This window comes from Kribbella catacumbae DSM 19601, from assembly GCF_000372465.1.
GTDB lineage: Bacteria > Actinomycetota > Actinomycetes > Propionibacteriales > Kribbellaceae > Kribbella > Kribbella catacumbae.
The window spans coordinates 26,914-42,384 of the sequence record NZ_AQUZ01000071.1 but is presented as its reverse complement, the minus strand read 5'-3'; the positions used below and the strand labels follow the sequence as shown (position 1 = coordinate 42,384).

Here is a 15,471-nt window from a genome sequence, read left to right as displayed (position 1 = left end):
ATGATCTCGATCGCCCGAACCACCAACCGCAACGTGTCCCGCTGGCGCGACGGGCACATGGTGCTGCGCTGGACCGCGGCCGGCATGCTCAACGCCGAACGATCCTTCCGCCGCATCAAGGGCTACAAACACATGCCACAGCTCGTCGCCGCCCTCCACCGACACACCCACCCCGACACCACCGACCACACAGAAACTGTCGGTGCCGTCGCCTAGAGTTCACCGTGGATCGTCACCCAAGTTCCACACAACTCGGGACATGCTCGACTCGCACGGAATCACTGTCATGCACCAGGCCGACAAGGTGCTGCTCGACGGCGCTGGCTGAGATCGTCCCGAACCACGGCGTGAAGGATTTTTGCCGCTCCGTGGCAAAAACCTTCACGCGGGTCATCTGCCACTCACCGACTTGCTCGCCCCTGCGTCCGTCGCGGCGAAGACGTGGACGGCAGCGCACGCACGACCTCGCGCCGATGCCCCGACACGCCGGGGGAAGCGTTTGCTGACCGGAGAGGTGTCTGCACGGACGTCCGGACCCTCCCGGCCCTGCGCCCCAGCTCGCCATCGGCAACCCCGCCCCAACGTTGCACCTCGCCTTCGGGTCAACCCCAAGGCCGGCCTCAGCGGGGATGTTTGTCCCGACCGACAGGACATAGTGCTCGTATTGGGGCCGGCCGCCGCTGCCGTGAGCGTGGCGCCCGGTCGAACGGCCGACTATGTCCTGTCGATCGGGACAACACACGCCCGCGGCTCAGAGATTTGTTCGGTGCCTTGACAGCGCCACGCACGCCTTAACTCACCGGCTTTGGGGTTAGTAGTCCTTCAGTTCGGCGTACAGCCGGGCTGACAACTCCTTTACGGCGGCCCGGGGAATGGCCGACTCGGCGTGCTTCTGCAGGAGTAGGTCGATTGATCAGGCGGCGTCACGGACGCCGTGGTCCCAGCCCTCCATGAAGCTTCGCCGCTGGAGGCACCGGCGTACGGGCAGCCTCGTCCTCGTCGCGCGGCGACCGCCCGCCTCGACCTGTCGCTCGCGCTGCTCGCCAGCAACAAACCCGACGAGGCGAGCGGGCCCACGATGGACGCGCTCACCTCCGGTCGCCTGGTGCCGTCGAACTTCTGGCGGGCCAAGGAGGTCATCAAGGGAATCGATGCTCGCGGCGTTCCTGAGGCTGGCGAACTTCGGGACGCGTACGAATCCCTTCACCAGTGAAGCCCGGCCAGGTCTGGGACCAGGACCGCGCTGAGATCCCTTGCGGCTACTCGCCGACCAGTTGGTCGTAGTGGGTGGTGAACGCCATGTGGGTGTTTCCGGGGAAGACGGCCGGGATCTTGCCGTACGACGTGATCACGGTCGCCGTGCCGTTCGCCTTGCTCATGGCGTAGTGGTCGCCCGAGTCGGTGTCGTGGTCCACGCCGACCACCAGCGAGCCGCCGCGGGCCCCACAGCCCTCGACGGCCAGGGACTCGTAGGCCGACCAACCGGTACTGCGGATCAGCTTGACGACCGGCTTGGCGGTCGCGGTGACGGGGATGCGGATGGTGTAGAGCGCACCGGCGTTGGTCGTCATCAGCAGCGTGTCGTACGTCGCCGTCTCGCTGATCACGGTCATCGCCTTGAAGGCCCTGAAGCCGCCGAACGAGCCGAGCGCACGGAAGCCGGTACCGACCTTCTGGTAGCGGTACAGGCTGCCGTTGGTGTTCAGGCCGTACAGGTACGCGTGCTTCGGCGTCGTGAAGGCGGCGTTGGACGTGGCGATGGACTTGAAGCTCGTCCAGCCCGAACCGATCCTGGTCACGGTCGGCCGCGGCACACCCGAGTCCGGCATTACGGTCGCGTGCCGGTACAGGTTCCCGCCCCAAAGGAACAAGCCGTAGAAGTAGAGGTAGGTTCCGGAGTTGCCCTGCGCCAGATACCAAGTCGCGGAGTTCCGGACTGCCGCGAAGTTGAACGGTTCGTTGGTCACAGCCTCCGGCGGCCGGCTGGCGATGGCGTTCGCCCACGCCACCGTGGCGTCGGAGTTCGCCCAGCCGACCGAGCTCATGCAGGCCTCAGCCGCGGCCTTCGTCGTGGACTGCTGCTTCGACTTGGCGATCTGGTCGGCCAATGACGGCCACGGTTCGGCCGCGACGGCCGAGCCCGAGCCGACGGTAGCGGCGAACAGTCCGGCACCGGCCAGTGCGAGCGCGAGGCGCTGCAGTTTCATCTGGGAGTCCCCCTCCGGCAGAAGTCGACACGTCTCGGTCGAGATGATGCGACTGTAGCTCTGGCCCGGGGAGGAGTCACCACCGAACGGATTCCAGCTGCTCGAACAGGTCTAGACCGTAACCCACACCGTCGTCAGCTGGTCGTCCGCAGTGAGGCTTTCAGGGCGGGGACAATGCCGAGGGCAACGATCGCGGCGCCGGGGACGCCGCAGATGCGGCGCCCCCGGCTGGGAATTGCTTTAGTGCTTGGGTGCTACTCGCCGACCAACTGGTCGTAGTGCGTGGTGAAAGGTGCGGTGGTGGTGCCGTTGAAGACTGCCGGGACCTTGCCGTAGGCGGTCATCGCGGTTGCCGCGCCGTTGAACTTGCTGAAGGCGAACTGGTGGCCGGTGTCGGTGTCGTGGTCGACGCCGACAATCAGCGAGCCGCCGCGGGTGCCGCAACCGTGGGCGGTCAGGGCCTCGTACGCCGCGAAGCCAGTGCTGCGGACGAGCTTCAGGACGGGCTTGGTGGTGGCGGCGACCGGGATCCGGACGGTGTAGATCGCACCGGCGGTCGTCGTCATCAGGAGGGTGTCGTACGTCGGCGTCTCGCTGATCACGGTCATCGCCTTGAAGGACCGGAAGCCGGGGAACGAGCCGAGCGCCTTGAAGCCGGCGCCGATCTGCGCGTAGCGGTAGAGGCTGCCGTTGGAGTTCAGGCCGTACAGGTGCGCGTGCCGCGGCGCCGCGAAGCTGTAGTTCGAGGTCGCGATGGTCTTGAAGCTGGTCCAGCCGCTACCGACCTTCGTTGCGCTCGGCGTGATGGCTCCGGTGTCCTCGTTGACGTAGGACGTGTGCCGGTACAGGTTGCCGCCCTGCAGGAACAGGCCGTAGAAGTAGACGCGCGTGGCCGAGTTGTTGGCGGCCAGGTACCACGTGCCGGACGACCGGGCACCGACGAACTGGAAGTCCTCCCACGGCTCGGCCGTCGGCGGCTTGGCCGGGGTGATGTCGGCGTGCTGCGCCAGGCCGGTCGGCTGGACCCAGCCAACCCAGCTCGCGCAGGGCTCGGCAGCCGCGGCCTTCGTCGTGAACTTGCCCTTCGCCTTGGCGATCTTGTCGGTCAGGTTCGGGTTCGGCTCGGCGGCTACGGCCGAACCGGAGACGGCGGTGGCGGCGAACAGGCCGGCACCAGCCAGTGCGAGCGCGAAGCGCTGCAGTTTCATCTAGGAGTCCCCCTCCAGGGCAAAAAAATCGATATGTCTCGATCGAGACGGGGTGACCCTATCCTGGAGAAGAGTCACGAACGAACGGATTTCACCTAGCTTGAACAGTGCATGGAAAGGCAGCGCGCACCGTCGTCAGGCGGTTGCCCGCAGTGACGTTTTCAGGGCCGGAACGATGGCGAGGGCAACGATCGCGGCGGTCAGGCCGAAGGCGAGCGAGTAGCCGGTACCGGCGACAACGAACCCGAAGAGGATCGCGCCGACGCCCCAGCCGGCGTCGTACGCGAGGTTCCACAGCGCGCTGACCTGGCCGTAGCGGGTCTTGGGTGAGCGGTCGTACATGAGCGCCAGCGTCAGGTTCTGGGCGGCGCCGAAGCCGAGCCCGAAGAGCGCGGCGCCGGCGATGACCGCGACGGCGCTGCCGATGAAGATGAGCGAGGCAGCACCGAGCGCAGCCAGCAGGATGGCCGGTGCCAGCAACTTCGCCGGGCCGATGCGGTCGCCGATCCGGCCGGCCAGCCAGCGGGCGAGGGGCGCGGTGACCGACTGGATCAGCAGCGCGACGGCGACCACGAGGTGGTTGCCCGAGCCCAGCGGGAGGAAGGTGACGCTGATGCCCGCCGCGACGGTCACGGCCGCGAACACGAAGGTCGGCATCAACAGCCCGCTCCCCCGCAACCCACCAAGTACCTTCACGTGCTGCTCGTCCGCGCCGGAGGCGGAGCCTGTACTGCGGCCTGGCAGCCCCGGCAACATCGCGAGTCCGGCAAGCGAGGCGATCGCGGCCAGCACGAAGAGGGCGTCGTACCCGATCACGTTGGTGAGGTAGACCCCGAGCGGCAGCCCGATCCCGGCCGGCAGCCCGACCACGACGCCGTACACACCCAGTCCCTCACCGCGCCGGTGAGCCGGGGTGACCTCGGCGACCAGCGCCACCGCCCCGACCACCAGAATCGCCAGCCCGCCGCCACGGATGACACACACGACCAGGACCAACGCCAGCGACGAGGTGAACAAGAGCGCGAGCGACGGCACACCCAACAGCAGGAGACCAAGACCCAGCGTGCCGCGATACCCGAACCGCCTGAGCATCCGCGGCACCACCAGCTCCATCGCCACGGCCGACAACATCATCGCCCCGGTCGACAGCCCGGCCCCGATCCCACCAGACCCGCTGGCCGCGAGATAGAGCGGCACCACCGAGGTCAGTAGATACATGCTCAGCCCTGATCCGAACACCACCACCAGCAGGCGCGCGAACTGCGGCGTCACCAGCCGCGGCAGGAGGACGGTGGTCGCTGGGAGTTCGCAAGTGAGGTCAGTCATGGGTTCACCGTAGGAACAGACCGGTCTGGTCTACAGATCCAGTTCCGATGACGGTGAGAGGACCAATTTCTAGCAGTGGTCGTGGATCAGGGCGGAGAGGCGGTTCAGGGCGGCGTCGATCTGGGCGGGGGTGACCGAGCTGCAAGAGAGGCGGAGGGAATGGATGGGGGTTTCGGTGTCGTAGAAGTGGCTCATCGGGGTCCACAGGACGCCGTAGTCGTGGGCCGACTTCTCCAGGAGCGCGTCGTCGACCGGGAACGGGACAGTGACGACCACGAAGAAGCCGCCGGACGGGACGGTCCAGCTGATCTCGCCGGCGGGGAAGCGTTCGGCGAGGCCGTCGGTGATCGCTCGCAGGTTGGCGGCGTAGATCGCGCGTTCGCGCCGGTTCGCGGCGATGAGGCTGCAATCGTTCTGCAGCAGCTTGCCGCCGATCACCGCCTGCGCGACCGCCGAGGTGTTGACCGTCAGCATGCTCTTGATCTTCGACAGTTCGTCGGCGAGCAGCCCGACGCTGCCGTCCGGCGCCGCGACCGTCTGATCGGCCACCACGTACCCAACCCGGGCGCCCGGCAGCGCCGTCTTGGCGAAGGACCCGAGGTAGATCACCCGCCGTTCGGTGTCCAGCGCCTTCAGCGTCGGCACCCGCTCGACGCCGGCCGCGGGGAACAGCCCGTACGGGTTGTCCTCGAGCAGCAGCAGGTCTTCCTGCGCGGCAATCTCCAGCAACCGTTGCCTAGTCTCCAGATCCAGGCTGAGTCCAGACGGATTGGCGAAGTCCGGCATCACGTAACAGCCACGCGGACGCAGGCCATCAGCTCGCGCACGCTTGACTACGGCAACGAGATCCTCCAGGTCCCCGGCAACAGGTAGCACCGGAAGGTCGACCAGTCGCGCCGCGCCGGTGATTCCGACGTACGACGGTGAGACCGCGAGCAACACGTCGGCGGGGCCGGCGCGAAGCGCGCGTAGTACGAGGACCATCGCCTCCTGGCAGCCGACGGTGACGACGATCGCGTCCGGGTCGACCGTGATCCCCTCGTCGGCGGCGAGGTTGCGCGCGACCAGCGGGTGGATGACGCCCTTGGTCCGGCCGTACTGGAAAATCGTGCGCCGGACCCCCGCCTCGTCGTACCCGAGCTCGTCGCGCAGATACGCACTGAAGGTGTCGAGGTAGGAGTGCAGATCCTCGAGCGCGTAGAACTCCTCGTACGGCCGGCCGGCTGCGAGGGAGATCGCGTCGGGGTAGTGGTTGGCGATCTCGTTGAGGAAGTTCATCGAGTTCAGCGCGCGATCGGTGAGCGAACCGTGCAGGTCGGTGACGTCCAGATCAGCCATCAGGCCCTCCCAGTGGTGAGCCGGGCCGCGTCGGCGACGTTCGCGCAGCCGGCCAGCAGCATCGCATCGACCAGTTCCTTGCGCAGCAGGGCCAGCGCTTCATCACACGCATCGACGGCGAGTGCCCAGAGCAACGGTCGCCCGACCAGTACTCCGGACGCGCCGAGCGCGAGCGCCCGCAGTACGTCGGTACCGCTCCGGATCCCACTGTCGAGCAGCACCGAACACTCCTTGCCAACAGCATCTACTACGGAGGGCAGCGCGTTGACCGAGGCAACAGCTCCATCCAGTTGCCGACCGCCATGATTCGACACGACGATGCCGTCGGCACCTATCTCCACCGCTCGAATCGCATCGCGCGGATCGAGAATCCCCTTGACCAGCAGGGGAAGCTCGGTTCGCGCCTTCAGCCATTCGAGGTCGCGCCACGACACGGCAGGCTCGAACGCCGATGCGGTGTGCGCCGCGACAGCCGACAACCCCGGCACCCCCACATGCGCCTCACTGACCGCATCCACGAGGTTGGCGGCAACGACATCGGGCGGAAGCGAAAAGGAGTTCCGTACGTCGCGCAGCCGGCGACCCATCACGGGCACATCCACCGTCACCATCAAGGCACCACAGCCGGCCGCCCCGGCGCGATCCACCAACGACTCCACCATCGCCCGATCCCGCAACCAGTACAGCTGAAACCACGACGGTCCGGTACCCGCGATCTTCTCCAGCGGATAGCTGCTCAACGTGCTGATCACGTAGGGAATCCCCGCCGCCGCGGCAGCCCGCGCCAGCAGGAGTTCGCCCTCCGGATGCAGCAGCCGTTGGTAGGCCATCGGCGCCACCACGACAGGCATGGCCGCCGAACCACCCACCAACCCGCACCGCAACGAGGCTTCCGCGACCTCAGCAAGCACCCGAGGGGTCAACGTCACCGAATCCAAGGCCGAGCGATTGAGCCGGAGGGTCGTCTCACTGCCGCTCCCTCCGGCAACGAAGTCACGAACGTCAGCAGGCAGCACGCCGGCCGCAAGCTCTTCGTAGTCCCCGAACGCCTCAGCCATCTTCGAACGTCTTGCGGAGCCAGGTCGCGGACTCGGCCAGCGCCTTGCGGGCGCCGTCCAGAACACCCGCCATGGTGAAGAAGCCATGCACCATGCCGTCGTACCGGCTCAGCTCCGTGGGCACGCCGGCGGCGTACAGCTTCTCGGCGTAGAACTCGCCCTCGTCGCGCAGCGGGTCGAACTCGGCCGTGATGACCAACGCGGGCGGCAACCCGGCGTGCGACGACGCCAATAACGGTGAGGCCAGTGGGTTCGTCCCGTCGGCCTCGGACGTCAGGTAGTGCTTCCAGTACCAGTTGACCGAGGTGCGGTTGAAGAGGAACGGATCATCCCCGGCCCGCATGGAGGCAGTGTCAGACCCATAGAGAGTGTTCGGGTAGACAAGCACCTGCCCAGCCAGAGCTGGCCCGGAATCCCTTGCCAGCAAGGTGGTTGCGGCCGCAAGGTTGCCGCCGGCACTGTCTCCACCGACCACCATCCGTGCAACGTCGACACCAAGCTCGACGGCGTGAGCAGCGATCCACTGGGTCGCCTGGTGGCAGTCGTTGACGGCCGCTGGGAAAGGATTCTCGGGCGCCAGCCGGTACCCGACGGTGATCACCTGGCACGGCACCAGGTTGGCCAGCCGGCGACAGACCCCGTCGGCGGTCTCGATGCTGCCGAGGGTCCACCCGCCACCGAAGAAGTACACCAACGTCGGCAGCGGTCCGTCCCCAGCGGGACGGTAGATCCGCAGCGGCAGGCCCGAGGAAGTCACTCGATCCTCGACGTGGTGCACCCCCTCGACCTCGCCTCCACCCGCTTGGATGGAGGCGAGATCAGCCGCACGAGCCTCGGCCAGGGTCTGCGTGTAGAGCTGCGGAACGTTGTCCGCTGCACGCTTCGCGCGCAGTTCCTCGACCTGAGGATCCAGTGGCATGGGGTGCACCTCTCACTTATCGAAGCAGCTGCAGCGGGATCGAGTCGGCCATCGCCTGGTAGCCGGCGTCGCTCAGGTGGATGTGGTCGCCACCGTCGTACGCCGCCAGCAGCTTGTCCGTTGCAGCAGGGTCCCGGACCGCGTTGTCGAAGTCGATCACACCATCGAACTCGTGCTGGCCGCGCAGCCAGGTGTTGACCGCGACCCGGGTCGCCTCCTTCTGCGCCGTCCAGCCTCCCGGTGTGGTGAATCCGCCGTACGGCGTGATGGTGGCGCCCACACTGCGGATGCCCTTCTCATGCAGCTGGCTGTTGATCTGGCGGAGCGCGGCGATGATCTGCTCCGGGGTGGCACCGTCCATCCAGATGTCGTTCACGCCCAGATGGGTGATGACCACGCGTGGGTCGGTCTGGCCGTAGACGTCCTCGTTCAGCCGGGCCAGGGCGTTCAGGCCGAGTTGCTCGATACCGCCGCCGCCTCCGAGGATCGGGGCGGAGCTGTCCTTCAGCAGCCGGTTGCCCGCCAGGCCGACGTTCAGCACCCCGGGAGCCTTGTGCCGGCGGTCGGCGACCAGGCGCTCGGCGAGCTGGTCCGGCCAGCGGTTGTTGCCGTTCGGCGTACTGGCCAGGCCGTCGGCGATCGAGTCGCCCAGCACGACGATCGCGCCGTCGGACTTCTCGGTCTTCACATCGACCCCGGACAGGAACGTCCAGCAGCAGGCCCGGGTGGTGATGTAGTCGGTCCCCGCGGTGGAGTTCGTCAGGTCGCCGGGACCGAAGAAGTTCTGCTGCAGCGACTGTGCGTGCCAGCTGGTCGGCCCGGTCGCGGTCGGGTAGAAGACGCTGACCACCAGCGTGCTCAGGTCGGCGACCCGCAGGTTCACCGGGTCACTGAGCAGCTCGGCGCCCTTGTTCATCACCGCGGTCGGCGAACCGTTGAAGGTCAGCGTGCGCTTGGTCGCCGGGTCGAGGTCGGACTGCACCGGCGTCGCGGTGTCGGCCTTCGCGACGGTCGCCGCGCCGATCTGCACCGCCCGGTCGCCGTAGATGTTGGAGAACCGGATCCGGACCTTGTCGCCCCCCACGGATGGCCGGACCACGTAGCGGGCGCTCTGGTTGTTGAGGCCGGTGGAGGTGAAGCCGGTGGCCTCCGGGCGGACGACGCCGGTGGACCAGCTCCCCACCCAGTCGGTTCGGCCCCCCTTGGCCTCGGAACCGGTGAAGATCAGCGACGAACCGGCCAGCGAGACGGCAGCCGCTAGTGCGGCCGATCTGACAGTGCTGGGAATACGCATGGAACAACCCCCCAATGGGTTGGCGCGCGACGGGTGAGAATACCCAGGCGCGAGTGGCGGTGACGGAAACCTAGTTCCGGATTCCTGACACGTCAACGGGGGCTTTGAATTACTCGCTTGAATTCACCCGAAAGCTGGCCGCCGGGAATTTCCCGCAGTACAGTCGCCCCGGATACCGAAAGGGTGGGGCGCCATGTCGGTCGTTTGTTCCTATGTCGTCGCCGCACTCCGGCTTTTCGCGGAGTACGGCGAGGCCGAGGCGATCGTCGCCGGCGGCCGGCGGCTCACGTACGCCGAACTGCGCGCCCAGGTGCTCGACCTGGCCGCGACGCTGCAGGATCGCGGCGTCGGCCCGGGCACCGGCGTACTCGTGCTCGCGGGCAACACGATCGAACTGCCGGCTCTCCAGCTCGCGCTGCATCTGGTCGGCGCCCGGACGATGTGGATCGCGCCGATCGCCGGCCGCCGCGAGATCGAGGCGTTCGCGCGGCTGTCGGAGGCGGACGTCTTCGTCTACGACGCGCGCACCAAGGCGGTGCTCGGCGAGCGCCTGGCCGTGACGCTCGCAGTACCGGTGCACTGTCTCGGCGAAGGCGGCCTGGGGCCGGACCTGCTGCGATCGCCGGGCACGACCTTCCAGCCGGAGTACGGCGATCTGACGCCGGCGACCTGCCTGCAGACGAGCGGGACCACCGGGGAGCCGAAGCTGGTGCACCACCGGCAGGCGTTCTACGAGCAGATCCTGACTCTCGCCGCCGACTACCTGGCCGCCGGCCTGCCCGTACTACGGCATCTGTCGCACTCGCCGATGGCGTTCGCGAGCGGCCAGATCACCAGCTTCTTCAACCTGTTCATGGGCGGCGTGCTGTTCCTCGAGGACGACTGGGACACCGGCCGCGCGCTGGCCACGATCGAGCGCGAGCGGATCAACTCGACGTACGTCTCGCCGCCGCTGCTCTACCAGTTGCTCGACCATCCGGACCTGCCGACGACCGACGTGAGCAGCCTGTTCATGCTCAATGTGGGCGCCGGTCCGGCCGCGCCATCGAGGCTGCGGCAGGCGATCGAGCGGTTCGGCCCGGTACTGCGCATCGTGTACGGCCTGAGCGAGGTCATCGTCGTCACGGCCCAGCCCGGGCTCACCGAAGACCCGGATCACCCGGAACGCCTGCGCTCCTCCGGTACGCCGTACGGCGACGTCCAGGTGGAGATCCGCGACGCCGACGGCAAGCGGCTGGCGCCGGGCGCGACGGGTGAGATCTACGCGACGAGCAAGCTTCGCTTCGCGGGCTACTGGGGTCGCCCGGACCTGACCGAGCGGGCCATCGTCGACGACTGGGTCCGGACCGGTGACCTGGGCTATCTCGACGCCGACGGGTACCTGTACGTCGTGGATCGCGTGCAGGACACGATCGTCACCGGCGCCAGCAACTGGAACGTCTACTGCCGCCCGATCGAGGACCTGCTGCAGACGCATCCGGGGGTCCGTGCGGCGGCGGTGATCGGCGTACCGGACGAGGCGTTCGGGGAGGTGCCGCACGCGTACGTGGCCCGGTACGACGGTGCCGTGGTGACCGGGCAGGAGCTGCAGAGGCTGGTCCGCGACGAGTTCAACGAGATGTGGATGCCGCGGGCGATCGAGTTCCTGGCCGAGCTCCCGCTGACCTCGGCGTACAAGGTCGACAAGGTCGCGCTCAGGGCCCGGCATGCTCACTGAGGCGACCGACGAGTACTGCCTGGCGGAGGGGGAGGCTCGGAAGCTGTTGGCGGGCCACCCGTGGCGGCGGTTCGTAGTGCTGGGTGACAGCGTGGCTGAGGGTCTCTGCTCGCCTGTGCCCGGGTACTCCGAGCTGCAGTGGGCGGACCGGCTGGCGGCTGAGCTACAGGTCCCCGACTACCTGAACCTGGGTGTCAGCGGTCTGCGCGCGCACGAGATCCGCGCGACCCAGCTGGCTCCCGCGCTCGCCTTCAAGCCCGACCTGGCGCTGGTCGTCGGCGGCGGCAACGACGCCTTCAGCGCCCGCTACAACCCGGACAAGGTCGACACCGAGCTGAGCGCGATGATCACGGCCCTCCAGTCGGCCGGCGCCGACGTGATCACCCTGGGCATGTTCAACGTCTCCTACTCCCCCGCGGTCGCCGACTGGCTCCGGCCTGGCCTCCGCCAGCGGATGGCGCTGCTGGCGGAACGCACGCGGGCGCTCGCAGATCGCCTAGGAACAATCCACGTGCATCTGACGGATCATCCCCTTTCCACGGACCCCACGCTTTACTCGCCCGACGGCCGTCACGGCACCGCCCGAAGTGACGCGGTGGCCGCAGCCGAAACCGGCCGACGACTATCCACTGAATTCGCCGGATTTGGGCATAGGGAACCGTAAACAGTGGTTTTCAGAAATGCCACTGAATTCAGGGTCGGGTGCGCTCTTCAATGGTTGCTCTGTGTTTACCTCCCGACCACGATCGGCAGCGACTTGTAGCCGCGGAGGATGAGCTGGTCCGTCCGCACCGGCTCGCTGCCGAGCGCGAGCTCCGGGAAGTGCTCAAGCACCATCGGCAGCGCCAGCTGCGCCTCCGTCCGCGCCAACGCGGCGCCGAGACAGAAGTGAGCCCCGGCCCCGAAGCTGATCGGTTGGTTGTCCACCCGCGCCGGATCGAACCGGTCCGGCTCAGCGAACCGCTTCGGATCCCGGTTGGCCGCTCCAGTCAGTACTGCGACCAGCTGCCCCTCCTTCAGCGGTACGCCGAGGAGCTCCGTGTCGGTGCTCGCCACCCGGATGAACACGTGCGCGGGGGTGTCGTAGCGCAGCACCTCCTCGACGTACGCCGGCATCAGCTCCGGCGTACTCCGGATCTCCGGGCGCGCGAGCAGCAGCGGCAGGGCGTTGCCGAACAGATGGATCGTGGTGCTGAAGCTGGCGTTGAAGAGCACCAGCAGGTTGCCGGCCAGCTCCAGATCACTAAGGTCGTTTGCCTGGGTGAGATCGCTGATCAGGTCGGCCCGCGGATCCTTGCGGCGCTGGGTGATCAGCTCGAGGTAGTACTCCGTGATCTCGGCTGCAGCCTGGTCCGCCGCGGCGAGTACGTCGGATCCCTTGCGGCGGAAGTCGAGCCAGTCGTTGATCAGGTCGACCTGCGAGCGGAACCAGCTGATGTCCTCGTCGGGCAGCCCGAGTAGGCGGCCGACCACTCTCGCGGGCAGCAGGTAGGCGAACTCGGCCATGTAGTCCACCTCAGAACCGTCCGCGCCGAGGCCGGCGACACGATCCAGCAGCTCGGCCGTGATCTTGACGATCTCGGGCTCCATCGCCTGCACGCGCCGAGGTGTGAACACCTTGCGGAACAGGCCCCGCATCCGCGCGTGCCGGTCGCCGTTGCTGAACATCATCGAGTTCATCAACGTCACGAGCACCGGGTGGTCCCGCCAGTCCGGCGTCACCGGCTCCAGCCGGAGCGCGTCGTGCACCTCGAAGGAGGAGTCCCGCATGATCTCGTCGACGGCCCGGTAGCTGTAGACGGCCGCGGCGTACGGCAGTCCGGTCAGTGCAGTGACCTCGCCCAGCCGGTGCAGCTGGGCGTAGAGCGGGTACGGATCGAGGTTGCCCCCGCTGGTCGCCAACGCCTTGACGAGGTCGTCCCCAGTGGTACCGAGCACATTCTCCCCCTTGCTTCGGCCCGATTTCCGGGCATGGTGAAGCGCATTCTCTGGTTGCTTTCCATTCCGCAAAACCCGCTCCGCGGAGTACTTACTGAAGGCTGATGAGTGCCGTACTGTGACTGCCGGGGGCGGTCGCGACGAGCGTGGGGGAAAGAATGACGGAGAAGACCTCGAGACGGCGGGTCGGGCTTTATGCATTGCTCACCGCCGATGTCTTCTCGGCGTTCGGCAGCCGCTTTTCCGTGGTCGCCATTCCGTGGCTGGTACTGATCAGCACGGGGAGTCCGGCGAAGATGGGGCTGGTGGCGGCCGCAGAAATGATTCCGTACCTGATGACCAGCGTGCTCGCGGCGCCGATCGCGGACCGGTTCGGCATGCGCCGGACGTCGATCTTCTGCGATCTGGGCTCCACGGTGGCGATGGCGGTGGTGGCTGCCACACCCGACTTCGGGTTCTGGCAGCTCTGCTTGCTGATCGCTGTCAGCGGCGGCATGCGGGGCGTCGGGGACAGGGTCAAGCACGTCTTGCTGAGGCCGGTGACAGCGGAGTCGGGGATCCCGATGATCCGCGTGACCAGCGCATATGAGGCGATGAACCGTACTGCGGGGCTGATCGGCGCGCCGCTCGCGGGCATCCTGGTGGCGACCATCGGGCCACGGCAAACCATCTGGCTGGACGCGGGGACGTTCGCGGTCGCGGCAGTGCTGGTGTGGGCGCTGGTCCGGCCGGCACCGGAGCCGGATGAGGTCGCGCCGGCCAAGGAGCCGTACCTGCAGGCGCTGCGTGGCGGGTTCGCGTTTCTGCGGGCCGACAAATTGCTGCTCGGGATGATCTCTATGCTGTTCCTGCTGAATTTCTTCCAGCAGGCGGCGAGTACCGTGTTGCTCCCGTTGTGGGTCCAGGAAGAATTCGGGTCGCCGACTCGACTGGGGATCATCCTGGGTGTTTTCGCAGCCGGTTCGCTGGCCGGGAATGTGGTCTTCACGATCTTTGCGACCAAACTCCCGCAGATGCTTTCCTTTTTCATCGGCGCGGTGATCGGTGGGGCGCCGAGAATTCTGGTGCTCGGGTTGAGTGACAGTCTGCTGATCGTGCTCGCGGTGACCTTTCTGGCCGGGTTTGGAATGGCCAGTGTGAATCCGGTCGTCGGCGCGGTGCTGTACGAGCGGATCCCGGTCGAGCTGCAGACCCGGGTGTTCGGGGTGGTCGCCGCGGTGGCGGTCTCCGGCATCCCCATCGGCAGCGCCCTGGCCGGCGTCGCGGCAGCAAGCGTCGGGCTGAGGCCGACCATCCTCGTCGGCAGCCTGGTACTGCTCACGCTGACCCTGATCCCGCTGCTCAGATACCGCCGCAGCACCTCAGAACCCGCGGTGACCGCGCAACCAACAGGAGACCCCGGATGACCCAGCCAAAGGACGGCCAGTCCTCTCGCCCGCCCGGCCCAGCCGAGCTGGCGGCGATGAGCGACCTGATCATGCCGATGGCCATCCGAGTCGCCGCCACACTCCGCCTCGCGGACCACCTCGCCGCCGGCACCCTCACCGCAAAGGCGCTCGCCGACAAGGCAGCGGCAGACCCCCACGCCCTCGCCCGCCTCATGAACTACCTCGTCGCTCGCGGCCTCTTCGAGGCCGCGAGCGACGAGGGGCGAGGGGAAGGCGCACGAGGCCAGGCAAGCGTCGCCCGGGGCGAGGGGGCCCAGACTCGCTTTGCCCTTGGGGAAGCTGCGCGGTGGTTGCTGGACGATGCGCCTGGTAGTGCTCGGCGGTGGCTGGATCTCGACGGGTTCGGCGGGCATATGGATCGGGCGTTCTTTGGGTTGCTGGGGACTGTCCGGGCTGGTGGGCCTGTTGCTGTTGGCAACAAGACGAGTCTCAGCCCAGAGGCTGCCGCGTCGTACGACGAACTGATGGGGGTGCGCGCCGACCAGGAAGGGCCCGCCCTCGCGAACGCCTTGGATTGGGGGCGGTTCGGGCAGGTCGTCGACATCGGTGGTGGTACGGGCGCGCAGCTCATCGCGTTGCTCAACGTCTATCCGGACCTCAAGGCAACGCTGGTCGAGTTGCCGGCCAGTGTCACGGCGGCTGAGGAGCGGTTCAGGGACGCCAACCTCAAGTGTGACGTGATCGGCGGCAACCTGTTCGAGCTGGAGCTCCCGCGGGCCGACGCCTTCATCCTGCGGTATCTCCTGCATTCCTTCGAGGACGAGCAAGCGATCGACGCCCTCCGCCGCTGCGAGCAAGCACTGGTACCAGGCGGATCCGTTTTCGTGCTCGAAGCGTCCGACACCGTCCCGGCCGTCTTCCACTCGATGGACCTGCTGATGCTCGTCCTCGGCCACGGTCGCGAGCGCACCCTCGCCGAGTACGACGCCGCCGCCGCGGCCGCCGGGCTGACCCGGACAGCCATCCACGTCCCCGCGGCCGGACCGCGAGCAGTGGAGTACCAGCGGCTGTGCTGACA

General features: G+C 67.5%; 13 protein-coding genes and 1 pseudogene. 6 read left to right on the top strand and 8 right to left on the bottom strand.

What is annotated here, in order from left to right; translation table 11 throughout:
* Together A3ES_RS0140635 and A3ES_RS0140625 are read left to right on the top strand one after the other, a co-directional pair.
* A pseudogene (locus tag A3ES_RS0140635) lies at window positions 1-216 on the top strand (IS256 family transposase); the annotation flags it as partial.
* 718 nt (window positions 217-934) lie between these two features.
* A complete protein-coding gene (locus tag A3ES_RS0140625; protein ID WP_020392587.1) occupies window positions 935-1,213 on the top strand; it encodes a hypothetical protein in 279 nt (92 codons plus the stop codon).
* A 46-nt stretch (window positions 1,214-1,259) separates the two neighbouring features.
* On the opposite strand, the gene A3ES_RS0140620 is transcribed toward A3ES_RS0140625, so the two are convergent.
* From A3ES_RS0140620 to A3ES_RS0140590, 7 genes are all read right to left on the bottom strand, one after another.
* On the bottom strand, window positions 1,260-2,207 hold the full coding sequence (locus tag A3ES_RS0140620) for a hypothetical protein (RefSeq protein WP_020392586.1): 948 nt from the start codon (window positions 2,205-2,207) through the stop codon (window positions 1,260-1,262).
* Between the two features lie 254 nt (window positions 2,208-2,461).
* Window positions 2,462-3,415, bottom strand: a complete 954-nt coding sequence (locus A3ES_RS0140615) for a hypothetical protein (protein WP_020392585.1) — start codon at window positions 3,413-3,415, stop codon at window positions 2,462-2,464.
* A gap of 135 nt (window positions 3,416-3,550) precedes the next feature.
* Entirely contained in the window at window positions 3,551-4,741 is a 1,191-nt protein-coding gene (locus A3ES_RS0140610; protein ID WP_020392584.1) for an MFS transporter, read from the bottom strand.
* A 69-nt stretch (window positions 4,742-4,810) separates the two neighbouring features.
* Window positions 4,811-6,079 carry an aminotransferase-like domain-containing protein gene (locus A3ES_RS0140605; RefSeq protein WP_020392583.1) on the bottom strand — a complete coding sequence of 423 codons (1,269 nt, stop codon included), beginning with the start codon at window positions 6,077-6,079 and terminating at the stop codon, window positions 4,811-4,813.
* A complete protein-coding gene (locus A3ES_RS0140600) occupies window positions 6,079-7,137 on the bottom strand; it encodes an alpha-hydroxy acid oxidase (RefSeq protein WP_020392582.1) in 1,059 nt (352 codons plus the stop codon). The genes A3ES_RS0140605 and A3ES_RS0140600 overlap by 1 nt, the downstream gene beginning before the upstream one ends.
* A complete protein-coding gene (locus A3ES_RS0140595) occupies window positions 7,130-8,056 on the bottom strand; it encodes an alpha/beta hydrolase (RefSeq protein WP_020392581.1) in 927 nt (308 codons plus the stop codon). The genes A3ES_RS0140600 and A3ES_RS0140595 overlap by 8 nt, the downstream gene beginning before the upstream one ends.
* Before the next feature lie 16 nt (window positions 8,057-8,072).
* Window positions 8,073-9,350 carry an SGNH/GDSL hydrolase family protein gene (locus A3ES_RS0140590; protein ID WP_020392580.1) on the bottom strand — a complete coding sequence of 426 codons (1,278 nt, stop codon included), beginning with the start codon at window positions 9,348-9,350 and terminating at the stop codon, window positions 8,073-8,075.
* A gap of 193 nt (window positions 9,351-9,543) precedes the next feature.
* Between A3ES_RS0140590 and A3ES_RS0140585 the strand changes: the two genes are divergently transcribed.
* Window positions 9,544-11,067, top strand: coding sequence for a class I adenylate-forming enzyme family protein (locus tag A3ES_RS0140585; protein WP_020392579.1), 1,524 nt, complete (start codon window positions 9,544-9,546; stop codon window positions 11,065-11,067).
* A complete protein-coding gene (locus A3ES_RS0140580; protein WP_020392578.1) occupies window positions 11,057-11,731 on the top strand; it encodes an SGNH/GDSL hydrolase family protein in 675 nt (224 codons plus the stop codon). Before A3ES_RS0140585 ends, A3ES_RS0140580 begins: the two co-directional genes overlap by 11 nt.
* Window positions 11,732-11,796: 65 nt before the next feature.
* Here the strand turns inward: A3ES_RS0140580 and A3ES_RS0140575 are convergent, their stop codons facing one another.
* Window positions 11,797-13,005: a cytochrome P450 gene (locus A3ES_RS0140575; RefSeq protein WP_020392577.1), complete on the bottom strand. Its 1,209-nt coding sequence runs from the start codon at window positions 13,003-13,005 to the stop codon at window positions 11,797-11,799.
* Between the two features lie 158 nt (window positions 13,006-13,163).
* On the opposite strand from A3ES_RS0140575, the gene A3ES_RS0140570 reads away from it, so the two are divergent.
* Window positions 13,164-14,411: an MFS transporter gene (locus A3ES_RS0140570; RefSeq protein WP_040456773.1), complete on the top strand. Its 1,248-nt coding sequence runs from the start codon at window positions 13,164-13,166 to the stop codon at window positions 14,409-14,411.
* Window positions 14,408-15,469, top strand: coding sequence for a methyltransferase (locus A3ES_RS0140565; RefSeq protein ID WP_020392575.1), 1,062 nt, complete (start codon window positions 14,408-14,410; stop codon window positions 15,467-15,469). The genes A3ES_RS0140570 and A3ES_RS0140565 overlap by 4 nt, the downstream gene beginning before the upstream one ends.
* Window positions 15,470-15,471: the final 2 nt, after the last annotated feature.